The following is a 16,888-nucleotide window of genomic DNA, read 5'->3' as shown; positions in this document are numbered from 1 at the left end:
GAGCCCTACCAGTCGTGGACGGTGCCGTCCGCGAGCCGGTTGTAGGGCAGGTAGGCCCGCTGGTACGGGTACCTGCCGGCCTCGTCGACGTTCAGCTCGACGCCGAGTCCCGGCTTGTCGCCCGGGTGCAGCAGCCCGTCCTTCCACGTGTAGGACTGCTCGAAGACCGCATCCGTCTTCGCGCCGTGCTGCATGTACTCCTGGATGCCGAAGTTGTGGATCGACAGGCCCAGGTGCATCGCCGCGGCCATGCCGACCGGCGAGATGTCGGTCGGGCCGTGCATGCCCGACTTGATCTGGTACTGGCTCGCGTAGTCGAGCACCTTCTTGAGGTGCGTGATGCCGCCGGTGTGGGTGACGGCGCTGCGCACGTAGTCGATGAGCTGCTCGCGCACGATCTGCTGGTAGTCCCACACCGTGTTGAAGATCTCGCCGATCGCGAGCGGCGTCGTGGTGTGCTGGCGCACCAGGCGCAGCGCCTCCTGGTTCTCCGCGGGCGTGCAGTCCTCGAGCCAGAACAGGTCGTAGGGCTCGAGGCTCTTGCCGAGTTGCGCCGCCTGGATCGGCGTCATGCGGTGGTGGCCGTCGTGGAGCAGGGGCAGTTCGGGACCGAACTCGTTCCGCACCGCCTCGAAGACGGTCGGGATGTGCCGCAGGTAGCTGCGGGTGTCCCAGTCCTCCTCGTTCGGCAGGCCGCCGCGCTGCGCCGGCTCGTGGTCGTAGCGCTCGCCCTTGTTGGCCTCGTAGGTGGCGTTCGAGGCGATGCCGTAGATCGACTTGAGCCCCGGCACGGCCGCCTGGATGCGGATCGCCCTGTACCCCTGCTCGAGGTGCTCGCGCACGCTGTCGAAGAGCTCGTCGTTCGTCTTGCCCGAGGCGTGGCCGTAGGCGAGCAGGCCGGTGCGCGAGGCGCCGCCGAGCAGCTGGTAGACGGGCAGCCCGGCCTCCTTGCCCTTGATGTCCCACAGCGCCATGTCGACCGCGGCGACGGCGGCCATGGTCACGGGCCCCCGACGCCAGTACGCGCTGCGGTACAGGAACTGCCAGGTGTCCTCGATGCGATGGGCGTCGCGGCCGATGAGCAGCGGCACCACGTGGTCGCGCAGGTAGGCGACGACCGCGAGCTCGCGGCCGTTGAGGGTCGCGTCGCCGATGCCGACGTGACCCTCGTCGGTCACGAGACGCAGGGTGACGAAGTTGCGGTTCGGGCTGGTGACGATGACGTCGGCCTGCTCGATGATCATGATTCTCCTTCGAAGCGGATGAGCGGATGAGCGGATGGGAGCGCGGCGTCAGCCTGCCCGCGCGGCCTGGGCGCTCCGGGCGAGCGCGTCCGTCACCTCGGCGGCGAAGCGGGCGTCGGCGGCCAGGGCGGGGTCGAGGTCCGCGAGCGCCGCGTCGGCCGCGACGTCCGGCCGCTCGGCGGCGATCCAGGCGGCGACGGCGGTGGCGCATCCGCTCGTCGACGCGCCCTCGGCGAGCCGGTGCCGGGCGACGGGCACGATCCGCAGGCGCAGCTTGGTGAGCGAGTCCTGGGCGATCTGCGCCAGCCGGTGCTCGATGCGCGGATTCGCGAAGCGCTCGAGCAGTGCCGAGCGGTACGCCGGCAGGTCGAGACCGTCGGGCAGCGTGGCCGACGCCTCGTCCCAGAGCGCCTCGACCGCCGAGCGCAGCGCGGGGTCGGCGATCGCCTCGGCGACCGTGCGGTGCCCGCGGGGCGGGCCCGCCAGGGCGAGGAGGGTGTGCGCGCCGTTGAGCAGGCGCAGCTTGCGGCGCTCCCAGGGCTCGAGGTCGTCCACGAAACGCGCCCCGGCGCTCTCCCAGCGCGGTCGACCGGCGGGGAAGTCGCCGCCGAGCACCCAGTCGCTGAACGGCTCGGTGGCCACCGGGGCGGCGTCGCGCAGCCCGGTGAGGCGCTCGACCTCGGCGGTCAGCTCGTCCGTGACCGCCGGCGTGATCCGGTCGACCGAGGTGCCGACGACCGAGACGTCGCGTTCGATCCAGGCGCGCAGCGGCTCGGCGGCGACGGCGAGCAGCGCGCCGCGCAGCAGGGCGCCGTTCTCCGGCAGGTTGTCGCAGCAGACCACGGCGATCGGTCCCGCATTCGCTCGCCGGCGGGCGTCGAAGCCGCGCAGCAGCCGGCCGAGCGCGGTGGCGGGCCGATCGGCCTCGGCATCGTCGCGCAGGCGCGCGCTCGGCGAGCCGTCGGCATCGAGCGCGTAGCCGGCCTCGGTCACCGTCAGGGTGACGACCGCCACGGCGGGATCGGAGAGGTAGCGCTCCAGGGACTCGAGATCCGCGCCGTCGTGGGCGGCGACGATCGCCGTGCCGAGCTCGGCGGTGTCGCCGTCGGCCGCGCGGGTCACGATCGTGTAGAGGCCGTCCTGCGCGTCGAGCACTCGCGCGGCGTCGGGGGAGCGCACCGTGAAGGCGGCGATGCCCCAGTCGGCGCCGTCGTCGGCGTGCTGGGTGTACCAGGCCTGGTGCGCGCGGTGGAAGGCGCCGAGGCCGAGATGCACCATGCGCACGGGCGGCCCGGGCCGTTCCCGGCGGAGCGCGGCGCTCACAGCTTGAACGCCGTGCGCGGCACCGCGTCGACGAGGTCGTCGGCGATGCGCTCGGCGGTGGTCCGGGTGATGCGGCCCTCGGCGACGAGCCGGGCCAGGTGGGCGGCGTCGGAGCGCCGCGCCATGTCGTGCCGCGCCGGGATGGACAGGAACGCGCGGGTGTCGTCGATGAAGCCGGATCCGCGGTAGAAGCCCGCCGTCTCGGTCGTCGCGGCGCGGAAGCGCTGGATGGAGTCGGGGGCGTCGAGGAACCACCACGGGGCGCCGATGAAGACGCTCGGGTAGAAGCCGGCCAGCGGCGCGAGCTCGCGCGAGAACAAGGTCTCGTCCATCGCGAAGAGCACGAGGTGCAGCTGCGGGTGCAGGCCGAAGTCCTCGAGCAGCGGGCGCAGGTTCTCGGTGTACTCGGCGGCGACGGGGATGTCGTGGCCGCCGTCCGGGCCGATCGCGGCCAGCGTCGGCGCGTGGTGGTTGCGCCGCACCCCGGTGTGCACCGTGAGCACGAGGCCGTCCTCGGTCGACTGCCGAGCGGACTCGTAGAGGCCGTAGGCGCGCAGGCGAGCGGCCTCCTGCGCGGTGGCCTCGCCGGCGAGGGCGCGCTGCAGGATGGCGTCCGCATCCGTCTCATCGGTGCGCAGCGTGGTGGGGGCGATCATGCCGATGTCGACCGACACCCCGCCGTGCTCGGCGAACCGGGCCCGCTGCTCCGCCAGCGCCACCAGGTAGGCGCGCCAGCTGGCCGGCCGGCCGTCGAGCAGTCGCGTGGCGCTGCGCAGGAACGCGGGGTGCTCGGGGTCGAGGTAGGCGTCCGGGCGGAAGGTCGGCAGCACGCGGGTCGCGACCGCGTCGTCCTCGGCGATGCGCCGGTGGGCGGCGAGGTCGTCGAGCGGATCGTCGGTGGTGGCGAGCACCTCGATGCCGAAGCGCTCGAGCAGGGCGCGCGGGCGGAACCCGGGGTCGAGCAGCGCCGCGGCGACCCGGTCGTAGGCGGCGTCGGCGGTGGCGGGGGAGAGCTCCTCCTCGACGCCGAACACGCGCCCGAGCACGTCGTTGATCCAGTACCCCGATGCGGTGCCGGCGAAGCGATGCCAGTGCTCGGCGAGCAGCGCCCACGCCTCGCGCGGATCGACGCGTGCGCCGCCGAGCCCGAGCTGCTCGTGCCGTACCCCGGAGGCGTGCAGCAGGCGGTGCACGTAGTGGTCGCCGGCGATGAACAGCTGCGCCGGGTCGCTGAAGGGGACGTCGTCGGCGATCCATTCGGCGGGCACGTGGCCGTGCGGGGAGAGGATCGGCGCGCCGGCCACGCGCTCGTACAGCCCGCGGGCGATCGAGCGGGTCGCCGCGTCCGCGGGGAGGAGCCGGTCGGGATGGAGGTACGCCGTTGTCGTCACCAGAGCATCGTGTCGGTGCGGCGCAAGATTTGTCAATCAGTTGCCATCGGATCTGCCCGCGGGATCAGCGCGTTACGGCTTCCAGATCGACCGTTGCTCGCAACGATCGTGGAGTGCGGCGAAACTTTCGGAATCCGTATTGGCAATCAGTTGCCAAGCCCGCGGGAAGCGATTACCGTCGCTGAGCATCCGGCCGTGGGCATGAGCGTCACGGTGCGACGCTTCGAAGGGGAACGCGACATGGTCGAGCAGCATCCGCCGATCCGCACGGCGCTGGTCGGCTGCGGTGTGATCGGTCGCACCCATGCGCAGGTGCTCGCCGCGCTGCCGGGCTACCGCCTCGTCGCGGCGATCGACCGCGATGCCGACGGTGCATCCGCCATCGCCGACCTCGTCGCCGCTCAAGGCGACCCCCGCCCGCGCACCGCCGCATCGCTGGCGGAGGCGCTGGCGGAGGGCGAGCCGTTCGAGCTCGTCGTCGTCGCCACGCCCAGCGGGCTGCACGTGCAGCTGGCCCTCGAGGCGCTGGACGCCGATCGCCACGTGCTCGTCGAGAAGCCGCTCGACGTCGACCTGCCCCGTGCCCGGGCGCTCGCCGACGCGGCCCGGGAGGCGGCGGATCGCGGGGTGCTCGCCTCGGTCGTGAGCCAGCACCGCCTCGATCCCTCCACGGTCGCGCTCGCCGCCGCCATCGAGCAGGGCAGGCTCGGCCGGATCACCTCCGCCGTCGCCAGCGTGCCCTGGTGGCGCGGCGACGACTACTACGCCGCGGCCGACTGGCGCGGCACGTGGGCCATGGACGGCGGGGGCGCGCTCATGAACCAGGGCGTGCACACGCTCGACCTGCTGCTCGCGCTGCTCGGCCGGCCCGCGCAGGTCACGGCCGAGTTCGCACGGACGGCGCACGAGGGCATCGAGGTCGAGGACACGCTGGTCGGCACCATCGCCTTCGAGAGCGGGGCCCTGGCCGCGGTGCACGCCACCACCGCCGGCTACCCCGGGCTGGGAGCGCGGCTGCAGGTGCAGGGGAGCGCCGGCAGCGCGGTCGTCGAGGACGACGTGCTCGTGTCGCTGCACCTCGCCGACCTCGAGAACGGAGCGGACCCGCGGAACGCGCACGCCTCCATGCTCGCGCAGCCGGACCCGGCCGAGGCGCTGGGCCTCGGCTGGGCCGGAGGTCACGCCAGGCAGTACCTCGACCTGCAGGCCGCGCTGCACGGGCGCTCGCGCCCGGCCGTGCCCGTGGAGGACGCGGCGCTCGTGCTCGCGACCGTGCGCGCGCTCTACGTCTCGGCGACGCTCGGACGGCGGATCGCCGTCGACGCGGTGCTCGGCGGGGAGCACGACGAGGTCGTCGCCGCGCCGACCGGGACGGCGGCGCTGCGGCGTTGAACGACCGGCGTCCGCGACCGCGGTGCCCGGCTCCGAATGATCGATCAAGGGAGATTGAACATGCGACGCACCACCCGCGCGGGCATCGCCGCGCTCGGCGTCATGGCGATCGGACTCACCGGCTGCGCCGCCGGCGACGGCGGCTCGGACGGCTCCGTGACGCTCGAGTTCTGGGCCTGGGGCTCCAACATCGACCAGCGCGTGGCGGTGTGGAACGAGGAGAACCCCGACATCCAGGTCGAGATCTCCGCGCCCGCCTCCGGTGCCGACATGCCGACCGTCGTGCTCAGCGCGGCGCGCGCCGGCGACGGGCCGGACATGGCGCAGGCCGAGTACACCCAGCTGCCGTCGTACGTGACGGCGGGCATCCTCGCCGACCTCACGCCCTCCGCGGACGCCTTCGCGGACAAGTTCTCGGAGTCGGTGCTCGAGACCGTCACCTTCGACGAGCTGATCTTCGGGATCCCGCAGGACCTCGGACCGGCGCTCTTCGTGCACCGCAAGGACCTCTTCGCCGAGCTGGGGCTGAGCCCCGCGGCGAGCTGGGACGAGTTCCGGGCCCTCGCCGAGCAGGTGCGGGCCTCCGGTGACGGCGATCGCTACCTGCTCAACTTCAGCGCGCTCGACGCCGACCTCTTCATGGGCCTCGCCCTCCAGAACGGCGCCCAGTGGTGGGACTACGACGACGACGGCTGGAGCGTGGACATCGCCAGCACCGAGACGCAGGAGGTGCTCGACTTCTGGCGGGGGATGGTGGAGGACGACCTGGTCAGCACCTACCAGACCAACAGCCCGGAGTACGTCGAGGCGATGGCGAGCGGCCGCATCCTCAGCCAGCTCGCCGGGGCGTGGGCGCCGGGTCCGCTCATGAGCCAGTACCCCGAGACCGTCGGCGCTTGGGCCGGTGCGCCGATCCCGCAGTGGGACCCCTCCGACCCGAGGGTCTTCGCGCGCGGCGGCTCGGCGGACGTCGTCCTCGCCGACAGCGAGCACCCCGAGCAGGCGATCGAGTTCCTCACCTGGCTCAACGCCTCCGACGAGGGTGCGGAGGGCCTGGTCGAGGTGAACAAGTTCACGGCGGCGAGCCACGGGCAGCAGATCGAGCGGTCCGCCCCCGAGCTCATGCCGGACGAGAGCGGCTACTGGCCTACCGCCTCCGAGCAGGCCGACCACCTCGTCGCCGCGCAGTGGGGCCCGAACACGCAGGTGGCCTTCACGGCGATCGGCGACGCCTTCGGCAACGCCTTCGAGGGCCAGCTGCCCTGGTCCGAGGTGCTGCCGGAGGTGCAGCGCGTCGTCAGCACGGACCTCGAACGATGAGCAGCGCCCTGAGGGAGCGCGCCCCCGCCACGCACGACCGCGGGGCAGGGCGGGCGGATCGACTCGGCGGTGCCCGCCGACGCCGGATGCCGCGTCACGCCGGCTTCGCCTACCTGCTGCTCGCACCGGCGCTCATCCTCTTCTCGATTGCCTTCCTCATCCCCATCGGCTACTCGATCGGGCTGAGCTTCATGGGCAGCCGCTCGACCGGCAGCGCCTTCGCGCCGCCCGAGACGGTGTTCGTGCAGCTCGACAACTACGCGGGCGTGCTGGCCGACCCGACCTTCTGGTCGAGCCTGGGCCGCCTCGGGGTGTTCGCGATCGTCATGGTGCCGTTGATGATGGGCACGGCGATCCTGCTGGCCCTGCTGCTCGACCTGCCGCGCGTGCGGGCCAGGGCGTTCAGCCGCACGGCGATCTTCCTGCCGTACGCGGTGCCGAGCGTGATCGCGGCGCTCATGTGGGGCTTCCTCTACGTGCCGCAGATCAGCCCGGTCTACCAGTTCGCGAGCGGGCTCGGCATCGAGCTGCCGGCGCTGCTCACGGGCGGCTTCGTGCAGGTCGCGATCGTCAACGTCGTCCTCTGGGGCGGCATCGGCTTCAACACGATCATCATCTACACCGCCCTGCAGTCGCTGCCCAAGGAGCAGATCGACGCGGCCCGCATCGACGGCTGCGACGAGCTGCGCATCGCCCGCTTCGTGAAGCTGCCGCACGTCGTGCCCGCGACGCTGCTCACCGGGCTCTTCTCCGTCATCGGGGCGCTGCAGATCTACAGCGAGCCGCAGATGCTCTCGACGCTGACCACGTCCATCGACTCCACGTTCTTCCCGCTCATGCGCGTCTACCGCGATGCGTTCGCGCACGACGACCTCAACGCCGCCTCGGCGGCCTCCATCCTGCTCGCCCTCGCCACCGTGCTGCTCTCGCTGCTGGTGCTCGGGCTGCGCACCGTGCTCGCGAGGAGGACCCGATGACCGCGACCGGCATCCGCTCGACCCGCCCCGACATCGCCTCGGCGCGCCCGCGCCGACGCACCCGCGGCGGCTTCGTGCCCACCGTGGTGCTCCTCGCCGCCGTCGCCTACTTCCTGGTACCGGTCGTCTGGGTGGTCTTCGCCGCCACCAAGACCACCGGCGAGCTCTTCAACACGCCGTCGTTCGCGATGGGGACCGGCTTCGGCGACAACCTCGTGCAGCTCTTCACGTACCAGGGCGGAGCCTTCGTGCAGTGGATGGGCAACAGCTTCGTCTACGCGATCGGCGGGGCCCTGCTCTCCACGATCGTCTCCGCCGCCGCCGGGTACGCGCTCGCCCTGTACGACTTCCCCGGCAAGAAGGCCGTCATGATCGGGCTGCTCGGCGGCGTGCTGCTGCCGACCATCACGCTCACGATCCCGCAGTACATGCTCTTCGCCGAGTGGGGGCTCACGAACACCTACTGGGCCGTGCTGCTGCCGGTCTCGGTGACGCCCTTCGGCGTGTACCTGGCCTTCGTCTACGCGCGGGCGTCCGTGCCGCGCGAGCTGCTCGAGGCCGGCCGCGTCGACGGCTCCTCCGAAGGCCGCACCTTCGGCGCGATCGGGCTGCCGCTGCTGCTGCCCGGGCTCGTGACGATCTTCCTGCTGCAGTTCATCGGCATCTGGAACAACTTCCTGCTGCCCTACATCATGCAGTCCGACTCGGACCTCGCACCCGTCACGGTCGCCATGTACCTCATGCTCAACCGCGGCGGCAGCGAGCCCATCCTCTACGCCATGGCCATCACCGGCGCGCTCGTCGCCATCCTGCCGGTCATCGCCTTCGTGCTCTTCCTGCAGCGCTTCTGGCGCCTCGACCTCGTGTCGGGGAGCCTGAAGTGACGACCGACCGACCGACCGAACCCGACACAGAGAGGGCCCGGATGCCCGCCTACGGAGTGATCCTCCCCACCGCCGAGATCGACGCCGCCGCCACGACCCACGCCGACTACGTGGAGCCGACCATCGTCGGCAACCTCGTGGTCGAGTCGGAGGGGCGCTGGATCCTGAACCCGCAGTACCGCGGCGCCGAGCGCTCGCCGTCCTTCGCGATCCTCTTCCCCGGGAGCCTGCGCATCGCCGACCCCGGATTCCCCGCCCAGGAGGTGACCCGCTACCTCGAGGACGTGCTCGCCGTGGTCGGAGCGCACGCCGCCGACGGGGCGAGGATCGTGCTCGGCAGCGGCATCGCGCGCACCGTGCCCGACGGCGTGGACCGGGAAGCGGCCGAGCGGCGCTTCGCCGAGGTCGTGGCGGAGGCGCGCGACATCGCCCGCCGCAACGGCGTGCGCATCGTGCTCGAACCGCTGCACCGCGGCGAGACGAACCTCATCCACACCATCGACGAGGCGGTCGCCTTCCTCGACCGGCACGGCATCGACGACGTCCCCGTCGTCGCGGACCTCTTCCACATCATGCTCGAGGGCGAGCCCCTGGAGCAGGTGGGCGCGCACGCCGGCAGGGTCGGCCACGCGCACATCGCCGACACCGACCGGCGGCCGCCCGGGCAGGGCGACTGGCCGCTGCGCGAGTTCCTCACGGCGCTGCGGAACGGCGGCTACGACGGCGCCGTGTCGATCGAGTGCTTCTGGCAGGACGTCGCCGCGGAGCTGCCCGCGGCGCTCGCCGCGGTGCGCGGGGCGGACGCGCGATGAGCGCCACCTGGACCCTCTCCGGCTTCGGCGATGAGATCGACGACGACCCCGAGGTGCAGCTCGACGTGCTCGCCGAGGTGGGCGCCTCGCACATCGAGGTGCGCAGCGCCTGGGGCGTCAACGTCGCCGACTTCGACGACGAGCGCACGGATCGGCTGCGGGCGGTGCTCGACCGGCGCGGCTTCGCCGCATCCGCCGTCGCCTCGCCCATCGGCAAGGTCGACGTGTCGCTGCCGGTGGAGCACGAGGTGGAGCGGCTGCGCCGCGTGATCCGCGTCGCCGACGGGCTGGATGCCCCGTTCATCCGCGTCTTCTCGTTCTACCGCGCCGACGGGCTCGGCCACGCCGACGTCCGCGACGCGGTGCTCGAGCGGATGCGCGCCCTCGCGGACGTCGCGACCGGCGCCGGCGTCGTGCTGCTGCACGAGAACGAGAAGGGCATCTACGGCGACACCCCCGAGCACGTGCTCGACCTCGTGGAGTCCGTCGCGTCGCCGGCGCTGCGCCTCGCCTGGGACAACGCGAACTTCGTGCAGGTGGGCTCCCGGCCGTTCAGCGACGGCTGGCACCTGCTGCGCGAGCACGTCGACTACCTGCAGGTGAAGGACGCGCTCGCCGCCGACGGCCGAGTCGTACCGGCGGGGGAGGGCGACGGCGAGCTGCTCGAGACGCTGACCGCCCTGCGCGACGCCGGGTACGCGGGCTTCGCCTCCCTCGAACCGCACCTGTCCGGCGCCCACGAGCTCGGAGGCTTCTCCGGCCCCGACGCCTTCCGCACCGCCGCCGCGGCCTTCCGCGGCCTCACCGACCGAATCGGAGCCACCCTCGCATGACCCGCATCCCCACCGCCGTCGTCGGCGCCGGCGTGATCGCCGCGCAGCACGGCATCGTCATCGACCAACTGGCAGACCGCCTCGAGCTCGTCGCGGTCGTCGACCGCGACGTCGCGAAGGCCGAAGCCCTCGTCGCGGAGCACGGCGGCGTCGCGTTCGCCTCGATCGAGGAGGCCTTCGCCGCGGGCCCGATCGGGCTCGTCGTGGTCTGCACCCCTACGGGGGCCCACGGCGACGCGGCGATCGACGCGCTCGAGCGCGGCGCGCACGTGATCATCGAGAAGCCCGCCGAGATCACGGTCGACCGGGCCAACCGGATCCTCGCCGTCCAGGAGCGCGTCGACCGCGTCGTCTCCGTCATCTCACAGCACCGCTTCGACCCGTCCACCGAGATCGTGCTCGAGCGCATCCGCGCCGGCGAGCTCGGCCGCATCACCTCCGGCGTCGCGGCCATCGACTGGTGGCGCGGGCAGAGCTACTACGACTCGGGTGACTGGCGCGGCACCTGGGCGCTCGACGGCGGCGGCGCGCTGATGAACCAGGGCGTGCACACCGTCGACCTGCTCGTCGCCGCGCTCGGGCGGCCCGTGGAGGTCTTCGGCTACACCGCCACGAACGCGCACGAGCGCATTGAGGTCGAGGACGTGGCGGTCGGCGTCGTGCGCTTCGCTTCCGGCGCCCTCGGCGTCATCCACGCCTCGACCGCCGTGTACCCGGGCCTCGTCACCCGGCTGCAGGTGCACGGCGACCGCGGCTCGGCGGTGATCGAGAACGACCGGCTCGTCTACCTGCACGCGACCCCGTCGGACGCGGATGCGACCGAGATCGCGATGGGCGCGCAGAACGGCGACACGAATCAGGCGGAGCGCTACCACGGCGAGGACGGACGGCCCCAGGTGGCCGGCACCAGCGTGCCCGGGGCGATGGGCGACGCCCACCTCTTCCAGTACCGCGACGTGCTCGCCGCGATCGACGGCGAGCGCGAGGTGCGGGTGGGCATCGTCGAGAACCGGCGGGCCATCGCGATCATCACCGGCCTGTACGAGTCGACGCGCACGGGCCGCCCCGTGGCGCTGGAGGTGTGAGCCGTGGTCCGCAGCATCCGGGTGGCCGCGAACCCGATCCCGTACTGGGCCGAGCGCGGCAAGACGAAGGAGGTCTTCGACGAGGCCCTCGCCGACTTCCGCGAGATCGGCTTCACCGCCGTGAAGGCCGACATCCCCGAGGGCATGCGCGCGGGGGAGTACCTCGACTGGATCGGCGGCTACGGGCTCGCCCCGGCGCTCAGCCTCTTCAGCAGCCCGCTCGACGAGACCGTCGCGATCGACGAGGTGCTCGAGCGGGCCCGCCGCTTCGGGGCGGCGCAGGCCGAGCTCGGCCTCGACCGCACGATGCTCTCGTCGATGTCGGTGCCCGCGCGGATGGAGCGCCCGGCGGTGGGGGCCGGCTTCGACGAGGCCCGCCTCGCCCTGGCGATCGAGAACGCCGGGCGGGTCTGCGAGGTGCTGCTCGCCGAGGGCGTGCGTCCGCTGCACCACTCGCACGTCGGCGGCGTGTTCGAGACCGAGGCCGAGGTGGTGCGGCTGCTCGACGAGCTCGGCCCCGACCTCATCGGCTTCGGGCCGGACACGGGCCACCTGCGCTGGGCGGGCGCCGACCCGGTGGCGCTCATCCGGCGCTACGCGGACCGCATCGGCGGCATCCACCTCAAGGACGTCTACCCCGACTACCTGGACCCGGCGTCGCACGAGGGGATGGACTACCGCGAGCTCGGCCGCTCGGGGCGCCTCTGGGCGGAGCCCGGCCGGGGCGTGCTCGACCTCGACGCGGTCGTCGCGGCCCTGCCGCACGACTACGACGGCGACCTCATGATCGAGGTCGACCACCCGAGCGTGCCGTCGGTGAAGGAGTCGCACCGCATCTCCTACGAGTGGGCGGTGGCCTCGCTCGGGGCGTGAGCGGTGCGCCGGCCGGCGGCGGCCCGAGCACATCCGGCCCGGCGCCGTGGGCCGGCCGGCGCCGGGGCGCGGCGCCGTGCCGAGCATTCGGATGCGGCGCGGAGGGGCCGTGCTGGGCAGTCGGATGCGGCGCGGTGGGGCCGTGCGGAGCAGTCCGACGCGGCGCGGTAGGGCTGTGCCGAGCAGTCTGACGCGGCACCGTGCCGTCGACCGGTCGGGTCGGGCGCCGTGCGCCCGCCCCACGGCGCCGCTCTAAGCTCGGCACATGCCGACCATCTTCGACGTCGCCGCCGCCGCGGGGGTCTCGCACCAGACGGTCTCGCGCGTGCTCAACGGCGACGACCGGGTGCGTCCGCACAACCGTGAGCGGGTGCTCGACGCCGTCGCCGCGCTCGACTACCGGCCGCACGCCGCCGCCCGCGCGCTCGCCCGCCGTCGCAGCGGCGTGCTCGGCGTGCTGCGCAGCGACGCCGAGCTCTTCGGCCCGGTGAGCATCGCGCGGGCCTTCACCGCCGAGGCCGCCTCGGCTGGCTACACCGTGGCGAGCCTCGCGGTCGGCTCCGAAGCGGATGCGGTGGGCGCGGCCGTCGAGGCCCTGCTGCTGCAGCAGGTGCAGGCGATCGTGCTGGTCTCGCCGAGCGACCCGCTGGCGGATGCGGTGCGCCGCCTGGTGCCCAACGCCGTGCCCGTGCTCAGCACGGCCGGCCGCGGCCGCGGCGCGGGCGCAGCATCCCTCGACCAGCGGGCCGGAGGGGCGCTCGCGACCGAGCACCTCATCCGCTCGGGTCGTCGCCGCATCGGCCACCTCGCCGGACCCGCCGAGTGGTGGGACGCCCGCGAGCGCGAGGCCGGCTGGGCGCTGGCGCTCGAGCGCGCCGGCCTCGAGCCCGGCCCGGTCGTCGCCGGCGACTGGAGCGCGGCGAGCGGCGCCGACGCCGCGACGCGCTTCGGCGACTGCGATGCCGTGTTCAGCGCGAACGACACCATGGCGCTGGGGCTGCTGCACGCGCTCGCCGGGCTCGGGCGCTCGGTGCCGGGCGACGTGGCGGTCGTGGGGCACGACGACATCCCGGAGGCGCGGTTCCTCATCCCCGCGCTCACCTCGGTGCGCCAGGACCACGCGGCGCTCGGGGCTCGGCTCATGGGCGCGGTGGCCGCGCTGCTCGACGGCGCCGAGGCCCGCGACGCCCCGGCGCCCGCGCCCGAGCTGCTGGCGCGCACGAGCGGCTGAGCGCGCCGCGCACCGGCGGCCGCGCGCCGGCGGCTGCGCCGCGCTGTCGCGCTGCGCCTGCGCCGCGCAACTGGCATCGCTCGCGCTGACCTGACCACACGTCCGCTGCCGTACCGCGCAGACGTTACCGAGTTGCCGCGATTGGCTGCTTCGGCGGTCGGGTGGCAGCCATTCGCGGCTACTCGGTGTCGTGCGTGGTGAGCTGAGGCGGAGCTCAGGTCGGCTCTGCGGGCGGCGAGGGCTGGTGGGTCGGTCGTCTCTGCGCGCCTCGATTCGGACGCTCCTCGGACGCGTACACGCCGAGATCCACGGCCGCGCTGATTCCCGTGCATCGAGTTGCCGCGATTGGCTGCTTCGGCGGTCGGGTGGCAGCCATTCGCGGCAACTCGGTGTCGTGCGTGGTGAGCTGAGGCGGAGCTCAGGTCGGCTCTGCGGGCGGCGAGGGCTGGTGGGTCGGTCGTCTCTGCGCGCCTCGATTCGGACGCTCCTCGGACGCGTACACGCCGAGATCCACGGCCGCGCTGATTCCCGTGCATCGAGTTGCCGCGATTGGCTGCTTCGGCGGTCGGGTGGCAGCCATTCGCGGCAACTCGGTGTCGCGCGTGGTGAGTTGAGGCGGAGCTCAGGTCGGCTCTGCGGGCGGCGAGGGCTGGTGGGTCGGTCGTCTCTGCACGCCTCGATTCGGACGCTCCTCGGACGCGTACACGCCGAGATCCACGGCCGCGCTGATTCCCGTGCATCGAGTTGCCGCGATTGGCTGCTTCGGCGGCCGGGTAGCAACCATTCGAGGCAACTCGATGAAAAGAACGGGTCGCGAGGGGTGAAGTGAGGGCCGGTCGCGGAGTGGGTGCAGCGAGAGCCGGTCGCGATGGGGTGCAGCGGGGCGGGTCGCGAGGGCGCGCAGCGCGAGCAGGTCGCGACGGGGTGCAGCGCGAGCGGGTAGCGACGGGGTCGCAGCGAGGGCGGGGTGAGGGAGCGGAGCGAGGGCGGGTTGCGGAGGAGCGGAGCGAGGGCGGGTTGCGGAGGAGCGGAGCTAGGGCGCGGCGTGACGGGGCGGAGCGGAGCGAGCGCGGGTTGCGGAGGGGCGGAGCGCGAGCCGACGGTTGCAAGTGTGAGCGCTCACATGCGAGACTGACCGCGGCCCGGGACACATCCGGGCGAGTTCCACGACGAAGGAGTCCGCGTGAGCGCTGTCGATCCTGCCGAGGCCCGCGAGGCGATCCAGAAGGTGCGCGAGGAGGTCGCGAAGCTGCACGACGAGCTCGTGCGCTACCAGCTGGTCATCTGGACCGGCGGCAACGTGAGCGGCCGGGTGCCGGGCACCGACTACTTCGTCATCAAGCCGAGCGGCGTGAGCTACGACGACCTGGCCCCCGAGAACATGGTGCTCTGCACCCTCGACGGCGAGGTCGTGCCGGGCACCCCGGCAGCGAGCGCGCCGCCTCCAGCGACACCGCCGCGCACGCCTACGTGTACCGCGAGATGCCCGAGGTCGGCGGCGTCGTGCACACGCACTCCACCTACGCCGTCGCCTGGGCGAGCCGCGGCGAGCCGATCCCGTGCGTCATCACCGGCATGGCCGACGAGTTCGGCGGCGAGATCCCGATCGGTCCCTTCGCGGTCATCGGCGACGACACGATCGGCCGCGGCATCGTCGAGACCCTGCGCGGTCACCGCTCGCGCGCCGTGCTCATGCAGAACCACGGCCCCTTCACCATCGGCAAGGACGCCAAGGACGCGGTCAAGGCCGCCGTCATGGTCGAGGACGTCGCCCGCAGCATCCACATCGCCCGCCAGCTCGGCGACCCCCTGCCGATCCCGCAGGAGAAGATCGACAGCCTCTTCGACCGGTACCAGAACGTGTACGGCCAGGCGACGGACGCGCGGCGATGAGCGCCTCCGTCATCTCCGAGGGTCGCGCGGTCCTCGGCATCGAGCTCGGCTCGACCCGCATCAAGGCCTGCCTCATCGGCGACGATCCCAGCGAGGTGCTCGCCGTCGGCGCCCACGAGTGGGAGAACGCGTTCGTCGAGCGGATGTGGACCTACGGCTTGGACGACGTCCGCACCGGTCTGCAGGCGGCCTTCGCCGCCCTGGCCGCCGACGTCCAGGCCCGTCACGGCGTGCGCCTGGAGCGCCTCGCCGGCATCGGCGTCTCGGCGATGATGCACGGCTACCTGGCCTTCGACGAGACGAGCGAGCTGCTGGTGCCGTTCCGCACCTGGCGCAACACGACCACGGGCGCAGCGTCCGCCGAGCTCACCGAGCTGCTCGGCACGAACATCCCGCTGCGCTGGTCGATCGCGCACCTGCACCAGGCCGTGCTCGACGGCGAGGAGCACGTGGCGCGCATCCGCTCGTTCACCACCCTCGCCGGCTACGTGCACCGGCTGCTGACCGGCCGCGACGTGCTCGGCGTCGGCGACGCCTCGGGCATGTTCCCGATCGACTCCGCGACGCGCGACTGGGACGCCGAGCTGGTCGAGCGCTACGACGCGCACGCCGCGGGCCGTGTGCCGGCCCTGCGGGAGCTGCTGCCCGAGGTGCTCGTCGCGGGCGAGGCCGCCGGCGAGCTGACCGCCGAGGGTGCCGCCTACCTCGACCCGAGCGGCACGCTGCAGCCCGGCGCGATCGCCGCGCCGCCCGAGGGCGACGCCGGCACCGGCATGGTCGCCACCGCTTCGGTCGCCCCGCGCACCGGCAACGTCAGCGCCGGCACGAGCATCTTCGCGATGGTCGTGCTCGAGCAGCCCTTCACCGGTGTGCACCACGAGATCGACCTCGTCACGACGCCGTCCGGCGACGCCGTCGCGATGGTGCACTGCAACAACGGCGCCAGCGAGCTCGCCGCCTGGGCCGGCCTGCTCGGACGCTTCGCGGCCGCCGCCGGGCACCCAATCGAGCCCGACGCGGTGTACGAGGCGCTCTTCACCGAGGCGCTCACCGGTGACGCCGACGCGGGCGGTCTGCTGGCCTACAACCACCTCGCCGGCGAGCCCATCGCGGGCACCGACGAGGGGCGGCCGCTCTTCGTGCGCACCCCCGACAGCTCGCTCACGCTCGGCAACTTCGGCCGCGCCCAGCTCTACGGCGTCTTCGGCACCCTGGCGCTCGGCCTGCGGGTGCTCGCCAAGCAGGGCGTGGAGATCGAGCGGATGCTGGCCCACGGCGGCATGTTCCGCACGGCGGGCGTCGCTCAGCGCTTCCTGGCCGGGGCGCTCGACGCGCCCGTCGCGGTCGCCGCGACCGCGTCCGAGGGCGGTGCGTGGGGGATCGCGGTGCTCGCGGCGTTCGCGGTCCGCCAGCACGACGCCGGCGCCGACCACGGCACCGACCTGGACGCCTACCTGCAGGACGTCGTCTTCGCGGACGCCGCGTTCGAGACCGCCGACCCGGAGCCGGCGGACGTCGCGGGCTTCGCGAGCTACCTCGACCGGTACCGCGACGGCCTCGCCGTCGAGCGGGCCGCGGTCGAGGCGCTGTAGCGGCGACCGTCCACCCGTCGGGCGCGCCTCGCCGAGGC

13 protein-coding genes and 1 pseudogene are annotated in these 16,888 nt (G+C 73.1%); 11 read left to right on the top strand and 3 right to left on the bottom strand.

The features are described from left to right. Positions 1 to 5 precede the first annotated feature (5 nt). Genes manD through uxaC form a run of 3 tightly spaced genes read right to left on the bottom strand, consistent with a single transcriptional unit; the run spans position 6 to position 3,958 of the window. Positions 6 to 1,244 carry a D-mannonate dehydratase ManD gene (gene manD / locus QQK26_RS05700; protein ID WP_284230916.1) on the bottom strand — a complete coding sequence of 413 codons (1,239 nt, stop codon included), beginning with the start codon at positions 1,242 to 1,244 and terminating at the stop codon, positions 6 to 8. 48 nt (positions 1,245 to 1,292) lie between these two features. Next, positions 1,293 to 2,567 (bottom strand): mannitol dehydrogenase family protein, encoded by a 1,275-nt coding sequence (locus tag QQK26_RS05695; protein WP_284230912.1) that lies wholly within the window; start codon positions 2,565 to 2,567, stop codon positions 1,293 to 1,295. Next, a complete protein-coding gene (gene uxaC, locus QQK26_RS05690; protein WP_284230910.1) occupies positions 2,564 to 3,958 on the bottom strand; it encodes a glucuronate isomerase in 1,395 nt (464 codons plus the stop codon). The genes QQK26_RS05695 and uxaC overlap by 4 nt, the downstream gene beginning before the upstream one ends. Positions 3,959 to 4,159: 201 nt before the next feature. On the opposite strand from uxaC, the gene QQK26_RS05685 reads away from it, so the two are divergent. The 11 genes and pseudogenes from QQK26_RS05685 (at position 4,160) to QQK26_RS05635 (ending at position 16,850) form a co-directional block, all read left to right on the top strand. Next, complete coding sequence (locus QQK26_RS05685) at positions 4,160 to 5,350, top strand: Gfo/Idh/MocA family protein (RefSeq protein WP_284234464.1); 1,191 nt, start codon at positions 4,160 to 4,162, stop codon at positions 5,348 to 5,350. Positions 5,351 to 5,410: 60 nt separating this feature from the next. Then, on the top strand, positions 5,411 to 6,670 hold the full coding sequence (locus tag QQK26_RS05680) for an ABC transporter substrate-binding protein (RefSeq protein WP_284230908.1): 1,260 nt from the start codon (positions 5,411 to 5,413) through the stop codon (positions 6,668 to 6,670). Next, positions 6,667 to 7,647, top strand: a complete 981-nt coding sequence (locus tag QQK26_RS05675) for a carbohydrate ABC transporter permease (RefSeq protein WP_284230906.1) — start codon at positions 6,667 to 6,669, stop codon at positions 7,645 to 7,647. Before QQK26_RS05680 ends, QQK26_RS05675 begins: the two co-directional genes overlap by 4 nt. After that, positions 7,644 to 8,531, top strand: coding sequence for a carbohydrate ABC transporter permease (locus QQK26_RS05670; RefSeq protein WP_284230904.1), 888 nt, complete (start codon positions 7,644 to 7,646; stop codon positions 8,529 to 8,531). Before QQK26_RS05675 ends, QQK26_RS05670 begins: the two co-directional genes overlap by 4 nt. Positions 8,532 to 8,572: 41 nt before the next feature. Then, positions 8,573 to 9,343, top strand: coding sequence for a sugar phosphate isomerase/epimerase family protein (locus QQK26_RS05665; protein WP_284230901.1), 771 nt, complete (start codon positions 8,573 to 8,575; stop codon positions 9,341 to 9,343). Then, complete coding sequence (locus tag QQK26_RS05660; protein ID WP_284230899.1) at positions 9,340 to 10,176, top strand: sugar phosphate isomerase/epimerase family protein; 837 nt, start codon at positions 9,340 to 9,342, stop codon at positions 10,174 to 10,176. The genes QQK26_RS05665 and QQK26_RS05660 overlap by 4 nt, the downstream gene beginning before the upstream one ends. Continuing rightward, entirely contained in the window at positions 10,173 to 11,261 is a 1,089-nt protein-coding gene (locus QQK26_RS05655; protein ID WP_284230897.1) for a Gfo/Idh/MocA family protein, read from the top strand. The genes QQK26_RS05660 and QQK26_RS05655 overlap by 4 nt, the downstream gene beginning before the upstream one ends. Before the next feature lie 3 nt (positions 11,262 to 11,264). Beyond that, positions 11,265 to 12,134, top strand: coding sequence for a sugar phosphate isomerase/epimerase family protein (locus QQK26_RS05650; protein WP_284230895.1), 870 nt, complete (start codon positions 11,265 to 11,267; stop codon positions 12,132 to 12,134). A gap of 265 nt (positions 12,135 to 12,399) precedes the next feature. Next, complete coding sequence (locus tag QQK26_RS05645; RefSeq protein WP_284230893.1) at positions 12,400 to 13,365, top strand: LacI family DNA-binding transcriptional regulator; 966 nt, start codon at positions 12,400 to 12,402, stop codon at positions 13,363 to 13,365. A 1,183-nt stretch (positions 13,366 to 14,548) separates the two neighbouring features. Beyond that, positions 14,549 to 15,258: pseudogene (locus QQK26_RS05640) on the top strand (L-ribulose-5-phosphate 4-epimerase). After that, on the top strand, positions 15,255 to 16,850 hold the full coding sequence (locus QQK26_RS05635; RefSeq protein WP_284230891.1) for a xylulokinase: 1,596 nt from the start codon (positions 15,255 to 15,257) through the stop codon (positions 16,848 to 16,850). Before QQK26_RS05640 ends, QQK26_RS05635 begins: the two are co-directional and overlap by 4 nt. The last annotated feature ends 38 nt before the right edge of the window (positions 16,851 to 16,888 follow it).

The sequence above is a fragment of the Arenivirga flava genome, from assembly GCF_030161575.1.
In the GTDB taxonomy this organism is placed as follows: Bacteria; Actinomycetota; Actinomycetes; order Actinomycetales; family Microbacteriaceae; genus Arenivirga; species Arenivirga flava.
Note: the sequence above shows the minus strand (reverse complement) of the source record. Positions and strands in the feature narration are given on the sequence as shown.